Annotated in this window: 28 protein-coding genes, 2 pseudogenes and 1 riboswitch; of the genes and pseudogenes, 5 read left to right on the forward strand and 25 right to left on the reverse strand. The window is 34.4% G+C overall.

What is annotated here, in order from left to right:
- Positions 1-36: 36 nt before the first annotated feature.
- The 7 genes from HMPREF1495_RS10460 to HMPREF1495_RS10490 all read right to left on the reverse strand — a co-directional run bounded on the left by HMPREF1495_RS10460 (position 37) and on the right by HMPREF1495_RS10490 (position 7,478).
- Positions 37-702, reverse strand: a complete 666-nt coding sequence (locus HMPREF1495_RS10460; protein WP_034214565.1) for a hypothetical protein — start codon at positions 700-702, stop codon at positions 37-39.
- Entirely contained in the window at positions 695-1,198 is a 504-nt protein-coding gene (coaD, locus tag HMPREF1495_RS10465; protein ID WP_034214568.1) for a pantetheine-phosphate adenylyltransferase, read from the reverse strand. Before coaD ends, HMPREF1495_RS10460 begins: the two co-directional genes overlap by 8 nt.
- A gap of 2 nt (positions 1,199-1,200) precedes the next feature.
- Positions 1,201-1,755, reverse strand: a complete 555-nt coding sequence (rsmD, locus tag HMPREF1495_RS10470; protein WP_034214571.1) for a 16S rRNA (guanine(966)-N(2))-methyltransferase RsmD — start codon at positions 1,753-1,755, stop codon at positions 1,201-1,203.
- Positions 1,756-1,758: 3 nt separating this feature from the next.
- Complete coding sequence (locus HMPREF1495_RS10475) at positions 1,759-3,318, reverse strand: L,D-transpeptidase family protein (RefSeq protein WP_034214573.1); 1,560 nt, start codon at positions 3,316-3,318, stop codon at positions 1,759-1,761.
- A 10-nt stretch (positions 3,319-3,328) separates the two neighbouring features.
- The gene (recG, locus tag HMPREF1495_RS10480; RefSeq protein WP_034214576.1) at positions 3,329-5,380 is read right to left on the reverse strand and encodes an ATP-dependent DNA helicase RecG; all 2,052 of its coding nucleotides are present in this window, start codon (positions 5,378-5,380) and stop codon (positions 3,329-3,331) included.
- Positions 5,381-5,450: 70 nt separating this feature from the next.
- On the reverse strand, positions 5,451-7,106 hold the full coding sequence (locus tag HMPREF1495_RS10485; RefSeq protein ID WP_034214579.1) for a DAK2 domain-containing protein: 1,656 nt from the start codon (positions 7,104-7,106) through the stop codon (positions 5,451-5,453).
- Positions 7,107-7,118: 12 nt separating this feature from the next.
- Positions 7,119-7,478: an Asp23/Gls24 family envelope stress response protein gene (locus tag HMPREF1495_RS10490; RefSeq protein ID WP_007591205.1), complete on the reverse strand. Its 360-nt coding sequence runs from the start codon at positions 7,476-7,478 to the stop codon at positions 7,119-7,121.
- Positions 7,479-7,767: 289 nt separating this feature from the next.
- On the opposite strand from HMPREF1495_RS10490, the gene HMPREF1495_RS10495 reads away from it, so the two are divergent.
- Positions 7,768-8,490, forward strand: a complete 723-nt coding sequence (locus HMPREF1495_RS10495; RefSeq protein ID WP_034214582.1) for an AzlC family ABC transporter permease — start codon at positions 7,768-7,770, stop codon at positions 8,488-8,490.
- Positions 8,483-8,785: an AzlD domain-containing protein gene (locus HMPREF1495_RS10500; protein ID WP_034214584.1), complete on the forward strand. Its 303-nt coding sequence runs from the start codon at positions 8,483-8,485 to the stop codon at positions 8,783-8,785. Before HMPREF1495_RS10495 ends, HMPREF1495_RS10500 begins: the two co-directional genes overlap by 8 nt.
- A 31-nt stretch (positions 8,786-8,816) precedes the next feature.
- Here the strand turns inward: HMPREF1495_RS10500 and HMPREF1495_RS10505 are convergent, their stop codons facing one another.
- The 5 genes and pseudogenes from HMPREF1495_RS10505 to HMPREF1495_RS14360 all read right to left on the reverse strand — a co-directional run bounded on the left by HMPREF1495_RS10505 (position 8,817) and on the right by HMPREF1495_RS14360 (position 13,187).
- Positions 8,817-9,506 carry a response regulator transcription factor gene (locus tag HMPREF1495_RS10505; protein ID WP_034214587.1) on the reverse strand — a complete coding sequence of 230 codons (690 nt, stop codon included), beginning with the start codon at positions 9,504-9,506 and terminating at the stop codon, positions 8,817-8,819.
- Positions 9,507-9,516: 10 nt separating this feature from the next.
- Positions 9,517-10,473: a sensor histidine kinase gene (locus HMPREF1495_RS10510; protein ID WP_242832897.1), complete on the reverse strand. Its 957-nt coding sequence runs from the start codon at positions 10,471-10,473 to the stop codon at positions 9,517-9,519.
- Positions 10,474-10,547: 74 nt separating this feature from the next.
- On the reverse strand, positions 10,548-11,732 hold the full coding sequence (gene metK, locus HMPREF1495_RS10515) for a methionine adenosyltransferase (RefSeq protein WP_007591195.1): 1,185 nt from the start codon (positions 11,730-11,732) through the stop codon (positions 10,548-10,550).
- Between the two features lie 102 nt (positions 11,733-11,834).
- Positions 11,835-11,930, reverse strand: a riboswitch (SAM riboswitch).
- A gap of 191 nt (positions 11,931-12,121) precedes the next feature.
- Positions 12,122-12,724, reverse strand: coding sequence for a Type 1 glutamine amidotransferase-like domain-containing protein (locus HMPREF1495_RS10520; RefSeq protein ID WP_034214593.1), 603 nt, complete (start codon positions 12,722-12,724; stop codon positions 12,122-12,124).
- Positions 12,721-13,187, reverse strand: a pseudogene (locus tag HMPREF1495_RS14360) (hypothetical protein). The gene HMPREF1495_RS10520 and the pseudogene HMPREF1495_RS14360 overlap by 4 nt, the downstream one beginning before the upstream one ends.
- 200 nt (positions 13,188-13,387) lie before the next feature.
- On the opposite strand from HMPREF1495_RS14360, the pseudogene HMPREF1495_RS14425 reads away from it, so the two are divergent.
- Positions 13,388-13,581: pseudogene (locus HMPREF1495_RS14425) on the forward strand (IS1634 family transposase); the annotation flags it as partial.
- Positions 13,582-13,674: 93 nt separating this feature from the next.
- Here the strand turns inward: HMPREF1495_RS14425 and HMPREF1495_RS10530 are convergent.
- Together HMPREF1495_RS10530 and HMPREF1495_RS10535 are read right to left on the reverse strand one after the other, a co-directional pair.
- Positions 13,675-14,640 carry a hypothetical protein gene (locus HMPREF1495_RS10530; RefSeq protein ID WP_034214596.1) on the reverse strand — a complete coding sequence of 322 codons (966 nt, stop codon included), beginning with the start codon at positions 14,638-14,640 and terminating at the stop codon, positions 13,675-13,677.
- A complete protein-coding gene (locus HMPREF1495_RS10535; protein ID WP_034214599.1) occupies positions 14,640-15,107 on the reverse strand; it encodes a DUF4869 domain-containing protein in 468 nt (155 codons plus the stop codon). Before HMPREF1495_RS10535 ends, HMPREF1495_RS10530 begins: the two co-directional genes overlap by 1 nt.
- A 190-nt stretch (positions 15,108-15,297) precedes the next feature.
- Between HMPREF1495_RS10535 and HMPREF1495_RS10540 the strand changes: the two genes are divergently transcribed.
- Both HMPREF1495_RS10540 and HMPREF1495_RS10545 read left to right on the forward strand, forming a co-directional pair.
- Positions 15,298-15,894 (forward strand): TetR/AcrR family transcriptional regulator, encoded by a 597-nt coding sequence (locus HMPREF1495_RS10540; RefSeq protein WP_034214602.1) that lies wholly within the window; start codon positions 15,298-15,300, stop codon positions 15,892-15,894.
- Positions 15,891-16,457 (forward strand): NAD(P)H-dependent oxidoreductase, encoded by a 567-nt coding sequence (locus HMPREF1495_RS10545; RefSeq protein WP_034214604.1) that lies wholly within the window; start codon positions 15,891-15,893, stop codon positions 16,455-16,457. Before HMPREF1495_RS10540 ends, HMPREF1495_RS10545 begins: the two co-directional genes overlap by 4 nt.
- Before the next feature lie 143 nt (positions 16,458-16,600).
- On the opposite strand, the gene HMPREF1495_RS10550 is transcribed toward HMPREF1495_RS10545, so the two are convergent.
- The 11 genes from HMPREF1495_RS10550 to HMPREF1495_RS10600 form a co-directional block, all read right to left on the reverse strand.
- Positions 16,601-17,038, reverse strand: coding sequence for a GNAT family N-acetyltransferase (locus HMPREF1495_RS10550; RefSeq protein WP_034214607.1), 438 nt, complete (start codon positions 17,036-17,038; stop codon positions 16,601-16,603).
- A gap of 1 nt (position 17,039) precedes the next feature.
- Entirely contained in the window at positions 17,040-18,005 is a 966-nt protein-coding gene (locus HMPREF1495_RS10555) for a DUF4846 domain-containing protein (RefSeq protein ID WP_034214610.1), read from the reverse strand.
- A 44-nt stretch (positions 18,006-18,049) separates the two neighbouring features.
- Positions 18,050-18,667, reverse strand: a complete 618-nt coding sequence (locus HMPREF1495_RS10560; protein ID WP_034214613.1) for an SAP domain-containing protein — start codon at positions 18,665-18,667, stop codon at positions 18,050-18,052.
- 76 nt (positions 18,668-18,743) lie between these two features.
- Positions 18,744-19,154, reverse strand: a complete 411-nt coding sequence (locus tag HMPREF1495_RS10565; RefSeq protein ID WP_034214615.1) for a GNAT family N-acetyltransferase — start codon at positions 19,152-19,154, stop codon at positions 18,744-18,746.
- 80 nt (positions 19,155-19,234) lie between these two features.
- Entirely contained in the window at positions 19,235-19,477 is a 243-nt protein-coding gene (locus tag HMPREF1495_RS10570) for a hypothetical protein (protein WP_242832899.1), read from the reverse strand.
- Positions 19,478-19,557: 80 nt separating this feature from the next.
- Positions 19,558-21,036 carry an ABC-F type ribosomal protection protein Lsa(C) gene (gene lsa(C), locus HMPREF1495_RS10575; protein WP_034214621.1) on the reverse strand — a complete coding sequence of 493 codons (1,479 nt, stop codon included), beginning with the start codon at positions 21,034-21,036 and terminating at the stop codon, positions 19,558-19,560.
- Between the two features lie 27 nt (positions 21,037-21,063).
- Positions 21,064-21,453 (reverse strand): bleomycin resistance protein, encoded by a 390-nt coding sequence (locus tag HMPREF1495_RS10580; protein ID WP_034214623.1) that lies wholly within the window; start codon positions 21,451-21,453, stop codon positions 21,064-21,066.
- 28 nt (positions 21,454-21,481) lie between these two features.
- Positions 21,482-22,240, reverse strand: coding sequence for a class I SAM-dependent methyltransferase (locus HMPREF1495_RS10585; protein ID WP_034214700.1), 759 nt, complete (start codon positions 22,238-22,240; stop codon positions 21,482-21,484).
- A 108-nt stretch (positions 22,241-22,348) separates the two neighbouring features.
- The gene (locus HMPREF1495_RS10590) at positions 22,349-22,759 is read right to left on the reverse strand and encodes a GNAT family N-acetyltransferase (RefSeq protein WP_034214626.1); all 411 of its coding nucleotides are present in this window, start codon (positions 22,757-22,759) and stop codon (positions 22,349-22,351) included.
- 92 nt (positions 22,760-22,851) lie between these two features.
- Positions 22,852-23,319: a GNAT family N-acetyltransferase gene (locus tag HMPREF1495_RS10595; RefSeq protein ID WP_034214629.1), complete on the reverse strand. Its 468-nt coding sequence runs from the start codon at positions 23,317-23,319 to the stop codon at positions 22,852-22,854.
- Positions 23,320-23,386: 67 nt separating this feature from the next.
- Positions 23,387-23,707, reverse strand: coding sequence for a hypothetical protein (locus HMPREF1495_RS10600; protein WP_034214632.1), 321 nt, complete (start codon positions 23,705-23,707; stop codon positions 23,387-23,389).
- Positions 23,708-23,730: the final 23 nt, after the last annotated feature.

The raw sequence follows: 23,730 nt of genomic DNA on the forward strand, positions 1-23,730 counted from the left end.
GCAAAAAAGGGCTTGTTGCAAGCAACAGCCCCATAATTATTCCTGTGTATTCTGATCTGCCGGAACAATACTGGTTGCAAGTTCCTGTCTATTCTTATCGATCTCTCCTGTATAAAACTGCAATGAACTCAAATATTGATTGAATCTGTTCTGACTCTCAATCATTGTCCCCGAGATTATTCCCTGAAGACTTTGAAGCAACTCATCGGTATAAGATATAGCCGCCTGTCTGACACTGTTAGCCTCATTTCTTGCATCATATACAATATTGTTGGCTTCCATTCTTGCATATTCCAATATTTTATCGGATTCCGCATATGCAGTCTGCATAATTTGATTTTCATTTACAAGTTGTGACTTTAACTTATTTGCCTCGTTCATTATAGCATCAGACTCTTTTCTTGCGCTCAGAACAATCGCATCAGCCTTTCTCTTTGCCTCATCCCTTATGGAATTGCTTTGAATATTTGCATCGAGTATAAGCTTCTCAGCTCTGTTTTTTGCATCTGTTAAAATGCTGTCCTTATTGCTGATAACTTTTTGTGACTGTGTGACCTCCTCAGGTATCTCCTGTCTCAACTCGTTCAATAAGGCTATAAATTCTTCTTTATTTACCTTTATTATTGAATTGGACAGTGCAACGGTTTTACACCTCTCCACAAACTCTTCTATCTCAGTTATCACCTGTTCAATTCTACTCATGATCTCTCCTCAAACCTTTTTCAATCAGTCTTTTCGTTACCATTTCTCTGATATGGTCTCTTACAAAATGACTGATATCTCCATTATACACCGCAATTTCCTTAACAATACTTGAACTCAGATATGAGTATTTCAAGCTTGAACTAAGAAAAACAGTTTCCAGATTCGGTGCAATTATTTTATTTGTCTGAGCCAATTGTAATTCATATTCAAAGTCTGTAATTACTCTAAGTCCTCTAACCAATATATTACAATTTTGCTCATGTGCAAAATCCACCAATAATCCTGCAAATTCTAAAACTTCCACATTAGGCAAATGTCCAACTACACTTTTTATCATGTTCACTCTTTCAACAGGTGTGAAAAGAGGATCTTTGGTGTTATTGATAAGTACTCCTACAATAAGCTTGTCAAACATCTTTGATGCTCTTTCAATAATATCGATATGTCCGTTAGTAATAGGATCAAAACTTCCCGGATAAATAGCTTTAGCCATAGTCACCCTCGCTTATGCATAAAAATATGTTTATTAGACTTATACTCTTTGACCTTATCTATATACCAATCCTTTGATAAATGTGTGGTATCAGTCTTAAATTCTTCTTCAATTATAACCAATGTATGCTCATCAATCAATGTGGAATTTATTAAAATATCTAAACATTTATCTTCAAATCCCTTTTGATATGGCGGATCGATAAAAACAATATCAAATTTCTTTCCATGTATTTTTATCTTTTCTAAATTTGCTTCAAAGCTTCCCTTCAGTATGGTAGCTTTATCTATCAGCTTTGTGTGCTCAAGGTTTTCTCTTATACACCTTATAGCCTCTCTGTCTATATCACAAAAATATGCTTCTTTTGCGCCCCTGCTTAAGGCCTCAATACCTATTCCGCCGCTTCCGGCAAACAAATCAAGGAAGGTGGCGTTATAAAGTTTATTTGAAATCATATTAAATAATGTTTCTTTTATATTATCGGTAGTAGGCCTTGTGGAAGTACCCTTTGGCGTTTTTAAAATAAGACTTCTTGCAGTTCCCGAAATTACTCTCATTTATTACTGTCCTATTTCAACAGCGGATTTGATTTCTCCTGCCTGTGTAGTGTCACCTATAGGCTCTACAGTAGCCTCTGTCGCACTGCTCTCACTTGAAGATGAAGACTCTGTAGCTGCAGGTGTAGGTGTAGTCGGTGCCAAATTGTAGCAAAGTACAGGAAAACCGCTGTCAACGTAATCGTATAATTGCTTTGCTATTGCAGGCGGAAGGTTTACACAACCGTGTGAACCTGAAGTTCTGTATATTTGACCTCCGAAAGCTGATCTCCACGGTGCATCATGAAAACCGATACCTCCGTTAAAAGGCATCCAATAATCTACCGGAGTTGAATATCCTTCACCCTTTAAAGTTGCATTTCTGGTCTTATAAGTAAGCGGGAATGCACCCGGAGGTGTAGTCCAGTTCTTTGCGATATTGCCCGATACAAAATCACTCTCAAGTACCTTTGAACCGTTCTTTATTAAAAACATATGCTGAGTTGTAAGGTTTACTTCAACATATGAATTGCCGTAGTCATTCTCACCGTGTGAAGCCGCTTTTCTTGAGAACTCAGGTTCTCTCTTTGTGGTCTCACCTGCCTCGATAAGAGATTTTATAGTTGCCTTTTCCTTTTCGGCATCAACTTTCCATCCGTATGATCCCCCTGATATTGTTACGGTAGGACCGTAAGATGTCTTCAATGTTTTCGGCTTACCTACAGTGTTATAAGCATTTGAAATTGTCTTTACAAATGAAGCAACTCCCTCATCCGATATATTTACAGATCCGTCACTGTTTACAGTTAACCATTTATGTATAGTATCACCGTTCAAAACATTGAGCTTATCATATGAAATTCTGGCAGATATATACTTGTTCAAATTTGTAAGTGCAAGGTTAAGTGTAGGATCGTCCGATCTTTTTGCCGGCTTTTCATACAAGTCGTTTTCTTCATAGTCAAGATTTATATCATCGTTTAAAACGATGAGCTGACTCTTTATATACTCTTTTGCCTTCTTTACATCAAGTGTATTTCCCTCAACTTCAGGTATGATGGAGTATCCCGAACCCTGAACAAAATCGGAAATTTTCGCATCTACAGGCGCAACAAATTTGGACTCGTCAAACGCTCTCAGTTTTGAAACGGTTTCCTCAAACTTGTTGTCATCCACCGTAAATGAGGATTTGATTTTCAAGTCCTTTTCACCGCTCATATTTGCAATCCATGCCATACTGTTTTGCTGATGTAATAAATCCTCAAGTGAAGAGTCCTCAACAAAGGCAAGACCTACATCACTTCCCTTTATTATCTCATCATTGTTATCTCTTGATCTTATTTTACTCTCAAAATTATCTATCTGCTTGGACATCACCTGTCTGACTTCATCAACGGTTTTTTCCGAAGCATCTATGCCGTTTATTATTGTATGTGGGAAAAATTTTGTTCTGTAAGTGTTTGCTTTTACAGTATAGCAACCCGCTATGAATACAATTCCAAGCACCGCCACACCAAGTGCAAACTTATTTCCCTTCTTCTCTTTTTTACCTCTTTTTCTTGGTTCTTTTTTATTCTCAGCCATACTACTCCTATTAAAGTGCTAACTTTTTATAATGTAAATCCATGTAGTTATTTATTCTTTCTTCAAGCTTTTTACTTTCTTCTTCCCCTATATTCTTGCTCTGCACCATATCCACAGCTTTTTTTGCCATCTCAAATATATCATTGTCATTGTATATATCCGCAATTCCAAAATCAAGTTCTCCACTTTGTGCAAGACCGAAAAGCTCTCCCGGGCCTCTTAAAACAAGATCCCTTGATGCAATATAAAATCCGTCATTAGAATTTCCTATGATTTCCAGTCTCTTTTTTGCAATATTTGAATTTGAAGTTCTGACAAATATGGCATAAGATTGTAATTCGCTTCTTCCGACTCTGCCTCGAAGCTGATGAAGAGTCGCAAGTCCAAACCTTTCAGCATTTTCAATCATAATAACTGTTGCATTAGGCACATCCACACCAACTTCGATTACAGTTGTAGAAACTAAAATATCTATCTCTTTATTTACATACCGAGACATTATATCATCTTTTTCTTTCTGTTGCAGTCTCCCATGTAACACTTCTATCTTACAATTTTGTGAAAATTTATCTGCTATTTTCTTACTGTACTCTATTACATTCTCCGCCTCGATGTTCTCACTCTCTTCAACCATAGGACATATTATATATGCCTGATGGCCTTTACCTATTTCAAGTGATATATGCCTATAGGCTTTTTCCCTGTCATTTTCCGTTATAACAGCATTCTTTATTGGTAATCTGCCCACAGGTTTTGTTTCTATAGTGGAAATATCCAGATCACCGTAAAGTATAATTGCAAGTGTCCTCGGTATTGGTGTAGCCGACATTACAAGTACATGAACATCCTCTCCCTTATCTGAAAGAGTTGTTCTCTGCCTTACACCGAAGCGATGCTGCTCATCAGTTACTACAAGTCCGAGATTTTTAAATTTCACATCTTCTACCAGCAGAGCATGTGTACCTACTACAATATCTATCTCACCGGCTTCTATTTTTTCATAGACTGCCAAATGTTCTTTCTTTGTCATAGAACCTGTTAGAATCCCTATTTTAGGAGGATTTTCCAATTTCCCCAAGGTCTCCGACATGGATTTAAAATGCTGTTTTGCCAAAACTTCGGTAGGCACCATAACAACACCTTGAAAACCCGATTTTACAGCCATATATAGGCATATCAAAGCCACAACGGTCTTTCCCGAGCCTACATCTCCCTGTATCAATCTATTTGTAACCACACCGCTTGACATATCGTTTAAAATTTCATCTATCACATTATTTTGTGAATAGGTGAGCTTAAACGGCAGAGTGGACTTTATTTCTTCCAAATATTTGATTTCTTTTAATACTATATTTTTTGATTTTACTCTAAGCCTTTTATTTTTCAAAAGTTTCATTCCATATAAGAATCTGAAGAAATCATCAAAAGCCAGCCTTTTTTTAGATTCAAAAAGACTTGACTTACTTATAGGATCATGAATGTTTCTAACAGCTTTATTTCTGTCTTCCAAAGAAAACTCTTTAAGTATGCTCTCAGGTAAATATTCTTCAAAATCCTTGTCATCTATATATTCAAAAGCCGATTTTATCAGCTTCTCCATTGCATTATTATTTATACCGGCCGTAAGTGCATATATAGGCTTAAAACTGCCTATCTTCTTTTCATATTCATCTATGGTATAAATAGTAGGATGTTCAAGCGTATTCTTGCTTCTCTTTGAGAATTTCCCCACAAAAATATAACTCTCACCCTGCTTTAGGGTTGCCCTTAAGTATGGGGAGTTATACCATATTACATCTAATACATCAATAAAGTCTGTAACTTTCGTTACAGCTATTTTTCTGTTTGGACCGGTAAGTGATATACTTTTAGTGATTGTAGCCTTTATAACTACTTCCTCATCCTTGTTTACTTCGGAAATTTTTGTAGGAGCTTTGTATTCCAGATATCTTATCGGGTAGTGTTTCAAAAGGTCTTTGACCGTTTTTATGTCAAGCTTTTCCAAATATTCTGCTGTCTTTGCCCCTACGCCCTTTATATTTTTTACAGATATATCTATCAAGCCTACCTCCCTACAAAGTTTTAACTAGGTCGCCAAATCAGATATTTGACAGACCTAGTTATTAAAAATCTTATTCTACAGATATGAAATAGTAGTAAACAGGCTGCCCTCCAAAATGTAATTCAAACTCTACATTCTCGTATTTGCCAACCAATTCATCGCATAACTTGGTAGCATCCTCTTCACTTACTTCCTCGCCATAGTAAAGGCATACCAATTCACTTGAATCATCAATCATATTGGCAAGTGCCTTGTCTACAGCTGAATCAATGCTCTTATCTACACCTATTATTCCACTGTCTCCCAATGCCATAACATCATTTTCATGTATTTCAACATCGTCTATAGTGGTATTTCTTACCGCATAGGTAATCTGTGCAGACTTCACATTTGAAATCTCTTCGGTAGCATTTTCAAGGTTTTCCTCAGCGCTTCTGTCCTCTGAAAGACTTATCATTGCTGTGATTCCCTGAGGAATAGTCTTGGTAGGTATTACTACAACCTTCTTATCTTCCACTATCTTAGCCGCCTGCTCAGCCGCCAAGATAATGTTTTTATTATTAGGTAATATATATATATTTTCAGCGTTCAAATGCTCTACGGCATTCAGGATATCCTCAGTACTCGGATTCATTGTCTGCCCGCCTTCAACAACCACATCAACTCCTATTTCTTTAAATATTGATGTAAGACCGCTACCTGCACTGACGCTAATAACTCCCATTTTCTTTTTCTGCTTTTGAGATTCAAGGATTTGATCAACTCCTTTGATAACTCTCTCTCTATGCTCTTCACGCATATTATCAATCTTAAGATTGGTAAGCTCTCCGAAGGTCAATCCTCTTTGAATAGCCAATCCCGGATCGTTTGTATGCACATGAATCTTAACCACTTCATCATCAGCTACACATACAAGTGAATCACCAATTGAAGTAAGGAATTTTTTAAACTCCTCTTCATCCTTATCTGTAAATTCCTTATTTAAATTTACAATAAACTCTGTACAGTATCCGAACTTGATATCCGAAGTATCGATATCCTCTCTTGCGGCACCGTTTGCACTACCCTCAGTCTTTGTTGAAAGTACCACATCGCCAAGCTCTATCACATTTCCCTTAAGGCCTTCAAGTATACCGTGAAGTATAACCATAAGTCCCTGACCGCCTGAATCTACCACTCCGGCTTTCTTCAGTACAGGCAGCATCTCAGGTGTTTTCTTTAAAGTCTCATCACCATATGCCAACACAGCTTCCAAAAATGCGATAATATCATCATATTCATCATGTATTTCAAGGGCCCTTTCTCCCATTGCTCTTGCAACTGTAAGTATTGTACCCTCTTTCGGCTTCATTACCGCCTTATATGCAGTCTCACTTGCCTTATCAAACGCAAGCGCAATTTCAAACACATCTACAACAGGTGATTCCTTTAATATCTTGGCTGCACCTCTAAAAAGCTGTGAAAGTATAACACCTGAATTTCCTCTGGCACCACGTAATGATCCCTGTGCTATTGCCTTACACATAGATGCAATGTCATCGCCTTCTTCAGCCGCCAATGTCTTTGCCGCCGACATTATTGTCATTGTCATATTTGTACCGGTATCTCCGTCAGGAACCGGGAACACATTCAGTTCATTTATCCATTCTTTTTTTGCTTCTAAGCTTTTTGCTCCTGTTATAAAAGCACTCTTTAGTGATTGTGCATCAATCTGCTCTAGACTCACAAAAAATCCTCCTTAGTCTATTATTCGTACACCTTCTACGAATATATTTATTTTCTTTACTTCCATTCCGGTAAACTTCTCCGCCTTATACTGGATAGTCTCTATTAGATTTTGAGTTATAGCACTTATGCTAAGTCCATACGCAACTATGATATGGAAATCCAAAATCAACTTATTATCCTCTATTTTTACACTGATGCCCTTTGTGAGATTTTCTCTCTTCAAAAGCCTTGATATACCGTCTGTTACAGAAACTGCCGCCATACCAACTATACCGAAGCATTCAACCGCCTGTATTCCTACATAGAATGCTATAACATCCGGATTTATGCTTATCTGACCAAGATTTGTATTGATTTGACCTTTGTTCATATAACCCTCCAATCATTTTATCGTCAAAAGACTTTATACTGTGGTCCTGCCACTTAACTATGAAAGAGTAAATACTTTTCGTAGTTTTATAGATATTTTTAATATCTCCCAAATATGCTATTGAGGTCCATAACACATCTAAGATACTTAATCATAACATTTTTTTATAATAAAGACAATGCAAGCTTTTATTTTGCCAAATCGATTTATAATAAAATCAGTGTAAATTTTTACTCCACAATACAATTTTTGTAGTACAATAGAAACATCATTTTTTAGAAGGTTTTTTATGGAGTATAAATTCAGCAAAAATAAAGATATTTTCTTTCTAGGTCTAAGAGACGGTATTCCGATTGCTCTCGGATACTTTGCAGTATCATTTTCACTTGGTATAATGGCTACAAAATCAGGGCTGTCTCCGTTTCAAGGACTAATAGCAAGTTTTCTAAACAATGCCTCTGCAGGAGAATATGCCGGTTTTTCAATGATTGCCGTATCTTCAACGTATATTGAAATCGCCGTTATTACTCTCATAGCAAACGCAAGATATCTTTTAATGAGTATTGCCATGAGCCAAAGAATAAGAAAGGATACACCTCTACACCATATATTTATAATTGCACATATGCTGACAGATGAGGTTTTTGCAGTATCCATTGCAAGACCCGGAGATATAAATCCTTACTATACTTTCGGTGTAATGCTTGTCGCATCACCGGCATGGTCATTCGGTACATTCTTCGGTGCTATAGCCGGAAATATTTTGCCTGTGAGGTTGGTTTCAGCTTTCAGTGTGGCACTTTACGGAATGTTTATTGCAATAATAGTTCCTGCCGCAAAAGCTGATATGAAAATACTTGCTTTGGTCACTGTCAGTTTTTCACTCAGCTATATATTCTCCTTTAAGTTTTTCCATATATCCGAGGGAATAAAGACAATACTTTTGACTGTTATAATATCTGCTCTCGGAGCGATATTCTTTCCTTTAAAGAACGGAGTAGCCGATGAATAAATGGATCTATATTTTTATAATGTTTGCAGTTACATATATGATAAGGGTTCTTCCTCTTACAATTATAAGGAAAAAAATTAAAAACACCTTTATCAGATCATTTTTATATTATGTACCGTATGTAACACTTTCGGTAATGACCTTTCCGGCAATACTGAATGCTACAATGTCAAAGGCAGCCGCACTTATAAGCTTTATTGCAGGAATTATTGCAGCCATGCTTGGAGCGAATCTTTTTAAGGTTGCACTTTTATGCTGTAGTCTTGTACTTATTATTGAATATTTTATTGTATAAAAATAGGGCCGACCTTTGTCGACCCTTATCTTTATCCTCTAAATCTATATCCGACACCCCAAATAGTTTCTATAAATTGAGGTTTGGAACTGTCCTGCTCTATTTTTTCTCTGATATTTTTGATATGTACGGTAACTGTTGAAATATCACCCATTGACTCAAGCCCCCAGACCTCCTTAAAGAGGTCTTCTTTTGAATATACCTTGTTCGGATGCTTTGCAAGGAAGTAGAGTATATCAAATTCCTTGGCAGTCAGTGTTTTTTCATCTCCATAGCCCCAAACTCTTCTGGAACCTGCATCTATCTTCAAATCTCTTATTTCTACAATGTCCTTATTTGCTGTTAAAACACCTGCCAACCTGTCATATCTGTTAATATGTGCCTTTACCCTTGCCACAAGTTCACTGGGGGAAAAAGGCTTGGTCATATAATCATCCGCTCCCAGTCCAAGTCCTCTTATCTTGTCAATATCATTCTTTTTTGCACTGACCATGATAATAGGTATCTCTTTTACAGCTCTTATCTGCTTACATATCTCATATCCGTCAACTCCGGGCAGCATCAAATCCAATAATACCAACTCATAGTTTTCATTTAACGCTCTTCCAAGTCCTTCTTTACCGTCAGTTGAAATATCGACCTCAAAGCCGGATATTTCCAAATAATCCCTTTCCAGCTCAGCTATACTTACTTCATCCTCTATTATAAGAACTTTGCCCATTTTATATCTCCTACTTCTTTAACTCTATGCCAACCTCTGTTCCTACACCGGGTTTAGACATAGCTACAACACTTCCTTCATGATTTTCTATTACTTTTTTTACAATAGAAAGTCCTATACCGCTACCTCCAAGTTTAGTATTTCTTGACACATCACTTCTGTAAAATCTCTCAAATATATGCGGCAAATCTTTTTCGTCTATCCCTCTGCCGTTATCCGAGATTTGTATATTTATTGCATCCGACGTTTCTGTGACTCTAAAATGAATTTCAGGTTCTTCCTTGTCCATATATTTCACAGCATTTGAAACGATATTGTTTAAGGCTCTCTTTATCTGTTCTTTATCCATATCTATAACAGTATGTCGGCCTACATTAACTATATACTCAAATTTTATTTTTATTGTTTCAAGTTCCAGATACAAATCCTTTGCATATTCATCAAAAAATTCTTTTACATAAATCTTTTCGTATTTATAGGACATGTGTTTTTCTGCAACCTGAGAATAATACAGCAACTCGTCAATCAATGAAGTCATATCATTTGTCTTATTATATATTGTATTCAGGTAATCTCTTGTCTTTTGAGGTGAGGAGGCAACACCGTCAAGTATTCCCTCCACATATCCTCTTATTGCTGTAAGCGGTGTCTTTAAATCATGAGAAATATTACTTACCAGCTCTTTTGCCGCATCTTCGGAAAGCTTTTTTTCTTCTTCATCTTCCTTTAACTTGATTCTCATTCTCTCAAAATCATTATATAAAAAAGGAATTTCCGAAAAATCTTTTTCATCCAATTGATAGTCCAAATCTCCGTCTGCTATCCTCTTTGTGGCGGTTTGCAATTTATCCAGAGGAACAAGGATTCTTTTATAAATCCAAACCCACATAACAACCGCCACAATATCTATTATGGTTACAAGAATGGTAAGCCAGATACCTATATTACCCGTAGTATCATAATTCATACTGTATATGAGAAGTATAGACGGTATGATTATTATAAGGCAAAATATCGAAAATAAACCGGAGCCGATTTTCATCAGATAGCCTTCTTAAGTTCTTCTACCTTATCAAGTCTTTCCCATGGAAGACTCAAATCATCTCTTCCAAAATGTCCGTATGCCGCAGTCTGCTTGAAAATAGGCTTTCTGAGATCAAGCATCTTTATAATTGCGGTAGGTCTTAAATCAAAATGCTTTCTGATAAGCTCAACTATTGCACTGTCACTTATCTTTCCTGTTCCGAATGTATCTACTGAAATAGATGTAGGGTGAGCCACACCGATAGCATAAGATAACTGAATCTCACATTTCTTTGCAAGTCCTGCAGCTACTATATTCTTTGCAACATATCTTGCAGCATAAGCTGCCGATCTGTCCACCTTTGTACTGTCCTTACCTGAGAAAGCACCGCCGCCATGTCTTGCATAACCTCCGTAAGTATCTACTATTATCTTTCTTCCTGTAAGTCCGGAGTCTCCGTGAGGTCCACCTATAACAAATCTACCTGTAGGATTTATAAAGTATTTTGTATTCTCATCGACCATATCCTGTGGAATTATTTCATCAAATACATATTTCTTTATATCCGTATGAATCTGCTCCTGCTCCACATCCTCATCATGCTGTGTGGAAAGTACAACTGTATCTATTCTTACAGGCTTACCTTCCTCATCATACTCTACCGTAACCTGTGTCTTGCCGTCAGGTCTAAGATACTTAAGTGTACCGTCTTTTCTTACCTGTGTAAGTCTCTTTGCAAGATTATGTGCAAGATATATAGGGTATGGCATAAACTCTTTTGTTTCATCTGTAGCATATCCGAACATAAGTCCCTGGTCACCTGCACCGTTGTCCTCATCCTCTTTATCAATATGCTCTCTTGACTCAAGCGCCTTATCTACACCCATTGCTATATCACTTGACTGCTCATCAAGTGCTACAAGCACACTGCAGGTATCACAGTCAAAGCCGTACTTTGCTCTGTCATAACCTATTTCTCTTACAGTTTCTCTAACTATCTTTTGAATATCAACAGTTGCCTTTGATGAGATTTCTCCCATTACAAGTACCATACCTGTAGTCGTAGCAGTCTCACAAGCCACTCTTGAATTCGGGTCTGCACTTAAATATGCATCCAATATTGCATCTGAAATCTGATCGCACATCTTATCAGGATGTCCCTCAGTAACTGACTCTGAAGTAAAAAGTCTTCTCTCTTCCATTTCTCTCCTATCTTTTACACTTATATATAAACCTTAGAATATAAACCATCTTTTATAAAGCCGTTATCTAAAAAAGCCCACCAAATGGTGGACTAAGGTTTCCACTCATTGCTCGATTTCTCGCTCAGGTTGGCACCTTCCTAAAAGGGGTTGCCGTGACATCACAGATCCTTAACTCTCCGTCACTCTTAATAAGTGTATATGTATATACCCTTCAGGGCAAAATTATTTTGTTGCAATCATAGTATACCATTTTCATATAGTTATGTAAATATTGTATTTTCTTAACAATGAATAAAATTCCTAGGGTGAAAAGTTTATTTCCACTATCCCTATGATACATCTTCCGTATTTAATTTTACTCAGCTCGGCAAACCGAGATTTTCAAATTAATTTTTACAAATTACCTTCGAACCTTCACCATCAATTACAATTCCCTGACGGTTGTTAATTGGTAATAGATTTAAATCCGAAAACTTAGTCATTATTTTTTCGGTAACTTTCTTAAATGGTGCCATAAGATAATGCGGAAGAACATAGAAATCAATCAAATCAAGACCTAAATCATCTTTTTGTGAGTAATCCTCCGGCTTCTTGTCCATTTGTTCAATATATTGTATGGTTTGAGCACATATAATCGCACCTGCCGATTCACCAATCATGAGTTTTCCATTTGCTAATTCTTTCTTTAACAACTCATCAGTTCCCGTTTTGCGTAGTTGATCCATAAGGAAAAAAGAATTTCCGCCAGTAAAATATATAATATCCGCATCTTCAAAAACAGACTTTATTGTTGAATAAGTCTCCGTTGAAATATCAATTTCAGTTACGGCTGCTCCAAGTTTTTTAAATAGTTTTCGAGCCGAGCCAACATAACCTGTATAGCCTTCACGCAGTGAGGCTGTTGGAATAAATGCGACTTTCTTGTTATCAATTTCTTCTTTTATTAAACTTCCTACACTTGAAAAGTGTGAACACAAAAACAGTTTCATCTAAATTCTCCTTTATAAATTCTAATTTGTCTTTCCGACATATATTTTTGTATTTCGTCAAAAGTTAATTTTCTAATCTGCGTATTTGGATACTCTTTACATTCTTCCACGCGGAAAACAGGAAACATCATTTCACAAGTTTTATCTTTATTATTTCTTAGATATACTCGCAAGTCTTCACTATCCGCAAAGATTTTGTATGATAATCTACCATTCTTGTTCTTAATCTCATAGATTCCACAAGATTTTTTCATTGTATAATCAGCAGTTCTCAAATATAACTTAGCAATTTCTAATGACTCAAAGGGGAAATTCCAGCATTGCAATCCTCTCTTTGGATCTTTAGAAATACAAATGCAACGACCACAAGAACCACAAATATATTGTGTATGATTTTTAAACAATCAAATGGCTTTAAAAGTGGTGTTGTTCTATTATTATCAGCATAACATTCCTTGCACATTTCAATATCACTCTCCTTCTGTAAATTTGTTTTCCAAGTGGTCCAATATAAATTCAAACAATTGGCTTATATATTTTAGCATATTTCAAATTATTAACATAGCATATATTATAAATAATGAAAAAGCCAACATGACCCAAAGTCCCGTCTTCCGTCGAAGTACTATGAAAGTTCCGACGTTTTAAATTTCTAATAGCCTATATGACTTGATCAACTTTATGCGTGATTTTAGGGTGGTAAATAAAGGTGATAATACATATATCAATATATCAATAGATCAGGCTATTAAAGAAAAGATTAAAAACCGGTTGGTTTTAGTAACCTTGATGCCCTCTATTTAAACAAAGCTGAAGTCGACAATTTCTTTCAAAACTGCATGCTCTTGGACACCTAGAGTACTAGGTTTTGAGAGAAACGACGGAAGTCAGGTACCATTTTCATATAGTTATGTAAATACGATATTTTTTACAATAGCTTTATAATATTATTATAGTTCAAGTTTAAGATGTGGAATCTGATTTAGTATCTTTTCCTTTACAATAGGCTGTATATAATACTTCGGCAATCTGCTTTTATTATATCTTTTAGCCTTGTCTTTTTTACTCAGTTCCTCTAATAAATGCGTAAAATACTGTTCCCAACTTTTATATTTTATACTGTCCACATAATTATATGTTTCATTTAACTCTTCTATCTCTCCAATTACACCTGATTTTAAAATCAGCCATTCAAACGATTCCGGTAAAAACAATGCCAATTTGCCATAGCTTAGTTCCTGTGCCTTAACAAGGCTCTCCGCTTCAGGTCCTATCGCCGCACCGTCTGCCACAACAATAATATTTAAGTCTTTATATTCCCCAAGAAGCTTTTTAATACCGGACTTACCTCCTGCAGATATACATTCTATACCCATATCTTTAACTGCATTTTTAAAAAATTGATTCCCCGAATTACCGTCTTCGGTAATAATCAGATCCGGATGAAATGGAAATCTTTTGAGATTCGTATTATCATAAAATCTGTCGCTATCCAAATAAATTTTTTCTAAACTCTTATTTTTACCCCTTCCTTTAATCCTATATATCTCATCCACACTATATGGCAGTTGTTCCAGATAATTCCTCGTTATAAGAAGAAAATAATTATCACAGGCATCTATCTTTTTTGCAAATTTCGGTGAGGATATAAATTTGCTCCCTTCATCAATCACTACAACAGTCTTCTCTAATTTATCAAGTTCTTCCTCCCAGTTTTTTCCTTCCAATACAGCAATATTGCCACCACTTATTCTTACTCCGCTTTCTTTTCCCAAATTATTATAATCTCTTACCATATCATATAATGTAGTTTTTCCTGTGCCGCTATTTCCTCTGAGAATAGTAATATTTCGCTTTAATGTAAAATCGTAAGAGTTTCTTTGATTGCTCACCTTGATATGTATTTTCCCAATCATTATTCTACCTTCTCCTTAAGATAATCATTAGCAGCATCCAAAAACTCTCTCATATTATGTACAATAAGCTTTTTATTTTTATTTTTATAATTAAGAATACGAATCTCAAAATCTTTCTTTCCAAAATCCATTATATGATATAAAACTATGGTAAAATCTTTTTTCTTCCCAAGCTTTAAAATCCACTTTGCACAATTATCTCCACAGTTTGAAGCATTAAATATCTTACCCGGCATATTTTTCATCAAAATCAAAGCTTTTACCCCACCTGATAATTTATCCGGTGGAATTTGTCCAAGTACAGGACTTTTAATAGTATGGGAATCCAAAACCTCCGACCTGTCAATATCTTTAATAACGGCTCTTGCAAAATCATCTGTAATCCATCCATCCTCATACCGGTTTCTAAAATACACCGATGTATTATATATTATGTTATCCTTGTCGCCAAACCATACTCTGAGCATAATACTCCTCCATGTCTTTATAATATAGGCTCTCTCATTCTTTCTTATATCAAGTATCCATTATATCATAATTATTTTAAATTTTATAAAATAAAACTTCTCTCAAAACCTTATATTTACACCCTTGACAATAAAAGTAGACGGTGTATACTAATATTGTAGACAGTGTATACTTTTAGAAGAGGCATATATGAAAAGAAATACGGAAAAATTAAAAGAAGATCTTATTTTAACCGGGGTGGAAGAAATAAAGCAATCCGGAATTGATAATTTATCGCTTAGAACCATCGCAAAATCCTGCGGAGTGACTCATGGTACTCCTTATCGCCATTTTGAGAGCAAGGAAAATTATTTGAATGTTGTATTAAAGCATATTTCAACCTTACTTGATAATGAGCTTATTAAGGATATGGATGTAAAGCAAAGTGCAGGAGAACAGCTGGTTCAAATGGGACTTAATTTGATAATTTTTTCAAAGAAATATCCTTATTTTTTTGAGGCATTATTTATCAAATTCCCGTTTAAATATATGAAATTCACGGAAAATACCATTTCAGACACCTCTGATTTCCCGGGATTTTCAAAGTTTAAGCATATTGTGCTGATGCTTCGAAAAGAGGAAAACTTTACAAATAGCGAAGCCGAGTCTCTGCTTCACTTTTGGAGTTTTATATCCGGTCTTGCTGTAATCTCAGGAAGCCCTATGGGAAATGAACTCGATAATGAAACCATACAAAGTACTATCAGGCATATGCTTGATATCTATATTAAAGGAGAAAGAAAATGAATATTTTGATTATTTACGCACATCCAAATTGTAAAAGTTTTAATAATGCAATACTAAAGCAGGTGGAAAGTTCTATTCCGTCTACACATAAGATTAAAACCATAGACTTATATAAAGAAAATTTTGATCCTGTACTGAAATTTGATGAAGAAAATAAAAGGCGTGATCTTGCAAAAAGTCCGGAGACTTGCAAATATCGTGATATGATCAAAGAAGCCGATAAGCTTATCTTTATCTTTCCTATATGGTGGAGCGGTATGCCTGCTATTTTAAAGGGCTTTATCGACAGAGTGTTTGTATCCGGTTTTGCTTATTCTTATAAGAAAATAGGACTTGAAGGGCATTTAAAGGGCAAATCCGCATGGATTATCACTACTATGGACGCACCTGCCATTGTAGTGCCTTTATTTAATGATTACGGCAAGGTTTTAAAAAATCAGATTTTAAAGCCCTGCGGTATTACACCTGCTAAATTAACCTCATTAGCTACTGTAGAGTCATCCTCACAGGAAAAAAGGGAAAGCCTATTGAAAAAAATATCACAAATAGCTTCAAATATATAAAATAAAAACCATTAATAAATGGCTGTATGTAAAACATTCTATGATAATAAAATGATAATCCGAAATTTTCTTTTTATTAACACAGCAGCTAAAAGGGTATATCAGGATTTTCCCCGATATACCCCTTATTTATTTTATAAATATTATTTAATCCACTGTATAAATGCTGTCTTATCGGCACAATTATAGCCCGCATTTTTATAAAAGTTTAATGTTGATTCATCCTTTGAGCCTGTTAAAAGCATTATCTTATAACAATTCTCTTTTTTAGCTATCTTTCCCGCAAAATTTAAGCATTCACTTGCATAGCCCCTGCCGCGATAATCGGCATGAGTAACCACATTTTCTATAAATGCATAGCTCCTTGCATTTCTCGTTAAGTTCGGAATTATAACACAGACACAGGAGGATACTATTTTTTCGTCTATTTCATTAACAATAATATGATGGTTCTCATCTTTTATAATGCTAAGCCAGACCTCCTCAAGATGCTTTGACATCTCCGGCAGACTACTCTCATGTAAATACAAATACAGTTGAAGTAAATCATTTAATTCATTCTCTTTTATCTCTCTTACCATATTAATCTACCTCTAAATAATCAAGCCTTTTTAAACTCTCCTCATCAAAGGTATAATTCTGTGTTCTTAAAGGATATTTTATCTCTCCTTCATAATACCATGGATCCTCACTGTGGGCGGGATTTTTAATTATATGAAAACTTTGTGCCGGCATAAAGCCCTGTGCAAGTAAAAATGCCTTTTCTCCTGCTTCATTTTCACAGATATCAGCCACCATTACCACATGTCCGGGGCTTCCTCCCTTTATAAAAATATCTCCCACCTGAATTTCAGAAATATCTACAGGTCTTGACTCTTTTTCCATAGACAATGTGGATGAATAGGCAAATACAATGCGAAGATACTTTTTAAATGTTTCCTCACCACTGTCAGGATTTGCACTTTGCTCCCAGTACGGTTTATCATTTGAAAACTTTACTCTATACCCCTGTCTCCAGTGCTTAAAATCACATACAAAGCCGTCTACAAATGTAAAGCTTATTTTATCCTGCTCTCCTATCTTATACAAATATTCAGCATATACTCTCATAATACTGTCTGCACATTGCTGCAAATCCTCCTCTGCCACTTCCATGGAAAATACCGCCGCGTGACCGTTTCCTGCCTTTTCTCTTTTGTCAAAATAATATACCGGAGTACCGTCAGGCTCCAAATTATAATTGCCTATAAAATGAGCAAAACTTCCCTCAGCCGCTTCCACTCTTTTATATCCCCTTGGAGTAATAAAACGGGTAAAAAGTGTATTCCCCTCAGGATTTATAAAATTCGAAAGTTTCGCAGCACTTTCCTCAGTGCTTTCTTCCATGCGCTCATTATCATTTGTTTTTGTATCATTACTATTTTCAACAATTGTACTTTCTGCTTCCTCTTTTGTGACGGTATTCATATTTTTACTCTTACAACCACAGCATATGCAAATAATCACAGTAAGCAGTAAATAAAATTTATTTCTCTTCATAAAATTCATCAATGTCTGTATACCCCCTTTCAAGCTCTTAAAATCAGATTTATTTACTTTAAGTACTTATCTATTTTGTTTCTATATTTTTTTAGAAGTTCCCTTGAATAAACTTTTTCATTTTTTGAGTCTCTAACTTCTTTCCAAAGGATAGCTGCAGCTTTTAACTTATCAGAATAATTATTGCTACATTCATCTAAACAAAAATCTTTTAAAAATTGATTCCATTGACAAGCTGAATTATCATACTTAGCATAATCCGATTCACCATAATATACTTTCAGCATATCTTGTATCGTAAAGCTTAAATCATTTTCGGCTTTTACTTTCCTCCAAGCTGTTGCCATATCAGCATTAAATTTAAATGGATTAACACCTGTTACGGCAGAAAAATAATCTCTAAATTTTTGGTTAAAGGAAAATCCGGCTTCAAGCAATGGCGTATTTAAATTTATCGATTCAGTTTGATTTTTGTTTACTTTCCTTACAGATTTTTCCACTCTATTTCCCCTAAAAAATTGTTCTATAATTAAGTTCAGCTCTTGTTTTGTACATCTATACTCCAATCCAAGGGATTTACAAATTTGTGAAAGTTCTTCTCGATACCAATAGTATCTGTTAAATTCTTCAAATGATTTTATATCTTTAAAATCCGGTCTAATATCTTTCATCAGCCCTCCTTCGTAAATAATGATTTCCCTATAATGTTATCATAGTAAATAATCCGATTCCAAACTACATTTTAAATCACAACTCTTTTGTATAATAGTATCTCTCACCTGTATAAGGGTATTTTTCCAATGCAAACCCTTCTTTATAACCATGCTTTTCATAAAATTTCGGTGCTTGAAAATTAAAAGTATCCACAAATGAATACTTACACCCCCTTTCTTTTGACTCTCTTTCCGCCATTTTCAAAATTTTTGAACCGATCCCTTGTCCCCGTAAATCATCACTGACATATAAATATTCAATCTCAAGCCAATTCCCTAAAGTCTCCGCTACCATTCCTGCAACTAAATTCCCCTGTTCATCTTCCAAATAAATATTAAGTGGTTCGCTTTTAGACGGTTCTCTATTGGATCTATTGTATGATCTGATTAAATTTGCCAGTTCTTGAGTCCTTTTCGATTCAATATTTTCTAATTTCAATTTCATACTGTATAAGTCCTTCACTATTTTGTACTTCAATTTTTTAAATTCTAATTACCGAGCTTAGCAAACATGGGATTGTTAATCTATAAGACCGTGGATTTTCTATTTCCTAGTAAATTTACTACTACTGTTCCTATAATTAAAACCGGAATGACAGTTGTTAAGGCTCCTAAGGCATCCACTATTAAAGTCCATTCATCACCATAATTTTTCATCATCAGTATTTGAACAAATATTGACAATAAGCACAATGTAAAACTTAGAATTATTTTTCTATCTTTGTTTCCCTGTTTAATAAATGGAATTATCCAACTAACTAAACCCAAAATTAAACTGGTTAAAACATATAATGTCCCCCTTAACTTCAAATTTACCAAGACCAGTAAACCGGAAGTTGTAATTTAGTTTATAATCGTATTATTTTATTAGCTATATCTTCTACAAACCTCTTATCGTGTTCCACAAATATGAGTGTAGGATTTGCTTCTTTTATAATTTCCTCAATCTGTATTCTTGATATTACATCTATATAATTTAACGGCTCATCCCAAACAAATATATGAGCCGGCTTTGATAAACTTACAGCAATTAAAACTTTCTTTTTTTGTCCATCGCTATAGTTCTTCATATCCATTTCAAATAATTCTCTTGCAAAATCTAATTTTCTAAGAATTGTTTTGCACAATGTTTCATCAACACCTTGCTCATGAATATACTTATTTAGACTACCCGTTAAATTTGATGTATCCTGAGGAATATATGATATTTTTAAATCACTTGCTAATTTTACATCACCTGAATACTCATGATGTAACCTTAATAAAATTTTAATCAAAGTTGATTTTCCGCTACCATTACCCCCATATATAGCCACTATATCACCTTGCTTTATCTCAAAACTTACATTACTTAATATCTGCCTTTCTCCATAATATGATGATAAATCGCAAACTGATATTATAGGATTTTTGTGGTGATCTAACGGATGCAATAATAGTCTTTCCTTTGTTTCAATATCTTTTAGTAAATTTTGTTTTTCTTCTATTGCCTTATTTTGTCTATTCTCTAAATTCTTAGATTTTTTCATCATCTTAGCTGATTGATGACCTATATGTCCCTTGTCCGGTTTTACGCCTGATACTTTCACACCGTTTTTAGTATTTTCAACTTTATCAGACCAAATATGACTTTGTCTTGCAGCTTCTTTTAATCGTTTAATATCTTTTCTTAATTTCTCGTTTTCACTGATTTCAAATTGGTCTTTCATCAATTTATTTTCATACCACGATGTAAAATTTCCCGATTGGACATCAATAGAATTCCTGTTAATAGAAATAACATGATTGATGCAGCCATCTAAAAAATCTCTATCATGAGATATAAGCAAAAAACCTTTTTTACTTTTCAGATATTCACTGACAATTTTTCTTCCGTCCATATCTAAATGGTTCGTTGGTTCATCTATAAGTAAAAAACCGTCTTCTCTTGTAAACAAAATAGCTAAAAGGATTTTTGTTTGTTCTCCTTTAGAAAGTGTTTCAAAATTTCTGTAAACAAGACTCTCATCTACATTTAGCAAATTAAGTTCTCTAAATAATTTCCATTCTTCCTCATCTGATATTAGTTCTTTATATAACTCAATACCTAATTTTGAAGTATCACTTAAATTGGGTGGGAATTTAATAAAATCAACGCTTTTGCTGATTTTACCTTGATAAACTTCTTGGTTTAGAAGTAGCTTAAATAGTGTTGATTTTCCAATTCCATTTCTTCCTATTAACCCTGTTTTCCAGTTTGTATCAAATGAAAATGATACATTTTCAAATATAGGTTTTTCATAGCCATAATATGAGAAAGTGAGGTTTTCAATTTTAATTGTTGACACAAAAACACCCCCTAAAATTGGAAGTTATCAGTTTGTAAATCTCAATAAATATCCATTTGGATCTTGGATTAAGAACTCCATCTGTATTTCTTCTATTCCGTTAACCAAATATACACTTTTAGTCAGTTTTTTGTAAATCACTAATTTTTTGTTTTTAACTAATGTATATAGTTTTTCAATATCATCAACTGCTATGGAAAAATTTACTCCTCTTCCTAAAGGATAAATTAATTCTCCTGTGTTCCACCCCTCATCATGAATTTGTTCAAACATAAACTGACTATCTTGAAAAGACATAAAAATAAATTTCTCTTTCTGTCGTTCGTACTCTATTTTAAATCCTAATTCTTTGTAAAATTTTTTAGTTTGAAGAATATCAAAAACTGATAATTCAGGAATCAAATTATTAAAATCCATACCAACATCTCCTAAAATTCAAATTTATCTATTTAGATAATTTAGCTGATTTAGTTGCAATATATGTTTTAATATTCATTTCATGCAACCTACCGGAACCGTTTGTATCTTCATATATATCAAGCAGAGTAAACCCTGCCTTTAATTGTCCACCTATCTGCTCAGTTATATTGTGAGAGAACTGAATTCCTGAATTTCCTTTAATCATATATTCTTTAGCCGCTTTATCTTTTAATGGATTAAAAGGCATTTTCCAAACAATTTCTTTTTCTTCGTCATCCACAATGTAGTTTATCTCATTATTTAAACCTGCAAGAAGAATTCCACCCTTTTTCAGAACTCTATATGCTTCGTTAAAAACATGTTGTACATCTTCAACATAACAGTTTGAAACAGGATGAAACACTATATCAAAAGTTTCATTTTCAAAAGGCAAAATTTTTGTCATATCACCTTCAATTGCTTTAATATTATAGCCCTCTCTTTCAGCAACTAAAAATTCGTTTTCTATTTGCTTTGAAGAATAATCAAGCACAGTACATTCTGCCCCTAAAGCATTAAATATAGGCATTTGCTGACCACCACCTGATGCTAAACCTAAGATTTTCTTTCCTTTTAAATCTCCCAGCCACTCATGTGGAACCGGACATGTAGGAGTAAGAAAAACTTTCCATTCTCCATTTTTCGCACTGATATATGCATCATGTGAAGTTGGTTTCCCCCATTCCCAACCTTCCTCAACCCATCTGTCAATAGTTTCTTTGTTTATATCCTGATATGTTTTCATTATTTTACTTACCTCCATAACAACTAAAAATTCACTAACCTTGGTAAACCATGATTTAGCTATACTGTTTATCATAGTAAACAATCCACTTCCAAACTGCATTTCAAATCATAACTCTTTTGTATAATAGTATCTCTCCCCTGTATAAGGATATTTTTTCAATGTAAACACCTCTTTATAACCATGTTTTTCATAAAATTTCGGTGCTTGAAAATTAAAAGTATCCACAAATGAATACTTACAGCCTCTATTTCTTGACTCATTTTCCGCCATTTCTAAGATCTTTGAGCCTATTCCTTGTCCACGTAAATCATCACCGACATACAGATATTCAATCTCAAGCCAATTCCCGAAAGTCTCCGCTACCATTCCTGCAACCAAATTTCCTTTTTCATCTTCCAAGTAAATATTAAGAGGTTCACTTTTAGACTGTTCTCTATTGGCTCTATTGTATGCTCTTATTAAATTTGCCAGTTCATGTGTTCTTTCCGATTCTGTATTTTCCAATTTCAATTCCATACTGTATAAGTCCTTCACTATTTTGTACTTCAATTTTTTAAATTCTAATTACCGAACTTATCAAACCGGGATTTGTCTGTCTGATTTCTTCGTCAATTTTTTTCATAGAATACTATATCCATTTTTTCGTTTATATGCTCAATCTTTCCGGTTTGTACATACCCCATTTTCTCATATAGATGTAGATTTCCCTTTTCTTGTAAAATTGTACCAAGGCACCAATGGTCAGAACCATATATATTTTCAAGTTCAATCATTGCTCGTTGAGCATATCCTTTATTGCGAAATTCACCCATAATCCAAATTGGCGAAATTCTTTTTCTACTTCCATCATTTTTATTAACTATTCGTACTGCACCAACAACTATATCATTCTCAACGATATAATAATAAGTTGTCCAAGGCTGTTCAAATTTAGCGATTATTTTTTCTAAACTTTCAGTTGCGGGACTCATATCTAAATCTTGATATTTATCTAAAAGCTCTGTAAATGCCTTTACTTGCATTTTCCAGATCGTTTCTATATCTGCTCTCGTTGCTTTCTTTAATGTGATAGCCATTATTGTTCTCCTTAATTTGGGTAATAGTACAAATTCAAATTTATACTGACCGGTAAACAGGGATTTCTTAATTACTCATTTTTTTAATTAAGCTTCCCAAAATATTTCCTGTTGTTGCAATTATACCGTATATCAATACATAAACAGCTGCACTTTCATTATAAAATAAAAATATAGTCGGAACAAAGAGTATCATAATTAGCAATAAAAATATCAAGTTAAAAGAATGTCTAATCCCATAAATTAGGGAAGTTAAAAAACAAATAATCGGAATTAAAATTAGTAAGAAGAATATACCGGTTCCTGTATCATTAATTAAAACAGGTAACACATAAAAAGCTGGAATTATCACTATTAAGTAAAGAGACATTTCTCTTGTTTTTTTCATTTTCTTTACCTCCGTAAATTCAC

The organism is Lachnoanaerobaculum sp. MSX33 (genome assembly GCF_000512995.1).
GTDB lineage: Bacteria > Bacillota > Clostridia > Lachnospirales > Lachnospiraceae > Lachnoanaerobaculum.

Excerpts from the sequence above, each read along its gene's own strand:
- HMPREF1495_RS10510 (WP_242832897.1), bottom strand. The coding sequence starts at position 10,473 with ATGAATTATGATACTACGGGTAATATAGGTATCTGGCTTACCATTCTT.
- metK (WP_007591195.1), bottom strand. The coding sequence starts at position 11,732 with ATGGAAGAGAGAAGACTTTTTACTTCAGAGTCAGTTACTGAGGGACAT.
- HMPREF1495_RS10520 (WP_034214593.1), bottom strand. The coding sequence starts at position 12,724 with ATGAAACTGTTTTTGTGTTCACACTTTTCAAGTGTAGGAAGTTTAATA.
- HMPREF1495_RS10505 (WP_034214587.1), bottom strand. The coding sequence starts at position 9,506 with ATGGGCAAAGTTCTTATAATAGAGGATGAAGTAAGTATAGCTGAGCTG.
- HMPREF1495_RS10550 (WP_034214607.1), bottom strand. The coding sequence starts at position 17,038 with ATGGTAAGAGAGATAAAAGAGAATGAATTAAATGATTTACTTCAACTG.
- HMPREF1495_RS10585 (WP_034214700.1), bottom strand. The coding sequence starts at position 22,240 with ATGAAAACATATCAGGATATAAACAAAGAAACTATTGACAGATGGGTT.
- HMPREF1495_RS10590 (WP_034214626.1), bottom strand. The coding sequence starts at position 22,759 with ATGGAATTGAAATTGGAAAATACAGAATCGGAAAGAACACATGAACTG.
- HMPREF1495_RS10500 (WP_034214584.1), top strand. The coding sequence starts at position 8,483 with ATGAATAAATGGATCTATATTTTTATAATGTTTGCAGTTACATATATG.
- HMPREF1495_RS10495 (WP_034214582.1), top strand. The coding sequence starts at position 7,768 with ATGGAGTATAAATTCAGCAAAAATAAAGATATTTTCTTTCTAGGTCTA.
- HMPREF1495_RS10565 (WP_034214615.1), bottom strand. The coding sequence starts at position 19,154 with ATGAAATTGAAATTAGAAAATATTGAATCGAAAAGGACTCAAGAACTG.
- HMPREF1495_RS10535 (WP_034214599.1), bottom strand. The coding sequence starts at position 15,107 with ATGCTCAGAGTATGGTTTGGCGACAAGGATAACATAATATATAATACA.
- HMPREF1495_RS10600 (WP_034214632.1), bottom strand. The coding sequence starts at position 23,707 with ATGAAAAAAACAAGAGAAATGTCTCTTTACTTAATAGTGATAATTCCA.
- HMPREF1495_RS10595 (WP_034214629.1), bottom strand. The coding sequence starts at position 23,319 with ATGGCTATCACATTAAAGAAAGCAACGAGAGCAGATATAGAAACGATC.
- HMPREF1495_RS10490 (WP_007591205.1), bottom strand. The coding sequence starts at position 7,478 with ATGAACAAAGGTCAAATCAATACAAATCTTGGTCAGATAAGCATAAAT.
- HMPREF1495_RS10540 (WP_034214602.1), top strand. The coding sequence starts at position 15,298 with ATGAAAAGAAATACGGAAAAATTAAAAGAAGATCTTATTTTAACCGGG.
- HMPREF1495_RS10545 (WP_034214604.1), top strand. The coding sequence starts at position 15,891 with ATGAATATTTTGATTATTTACGCACATCCAAATTGTAAAAGTTTTAAT.
- rsmD (WP_034214571.1), bottom strand. The coding sequence starts at position 1,755 with ATGAGAGTAATTTCGGGAACTGCAAGAAGTCTTATTTTAAAAACGCCA.
- HMPREF1495_RS10460 (WP_034214565.1), bottom strand. The coding sequence starts at position 702 with ATGAGTAGAATTGAACAGGTGATAACTGAGATAGAAGAGTTTGTGGAG.
- HMPREF1495_RS10475 (WP_034214573.1), bottom strand. The coding sequence starts at position 3,318 with ATGGCTGAGAATAAAAAAGAACCAAGAAAAAGAGGTAAAAAAGAGAAG.
- HMPREF1495_RS10555 (WP_034214610.1), bottom strand. The coding sequence starts at position 18,005 with ATGAATTTTATGAAGAGAAATAAATTTTATTTACTGCTTACTGTGATT.
- HMPREF1495_RS10530 (WP_034214596.1), bottom strand. The coding sequence starts at position 14,640 with ATGATTGGGAAAATACATATCAAGGTGAGCAATCAAAGAAACTCTTAC.
- coaD (WP_034214568.1), bottom strand. The coding sequence starts at position 1,198 with ATGGCTAAAGCTATTTATCCGGGAAGTTTTGATCCTATTACTAACGGA.
- HMPREF1495_RS10560 (WP_034214613.1), bottom strand. The coding sequence starts at position 18,667 with ATGAAAGATATTAGACCGGATTTTAAAGATATAAAATCATTTGAAGAA.
- HMPREF1495_RS10580 (WP_034214623.1), bottom strand. The coding sequence starts at position 21,453 with ATGGATTTTAATAATTTGATTCCTGAATTATCAGTTTTTGATATTCTT.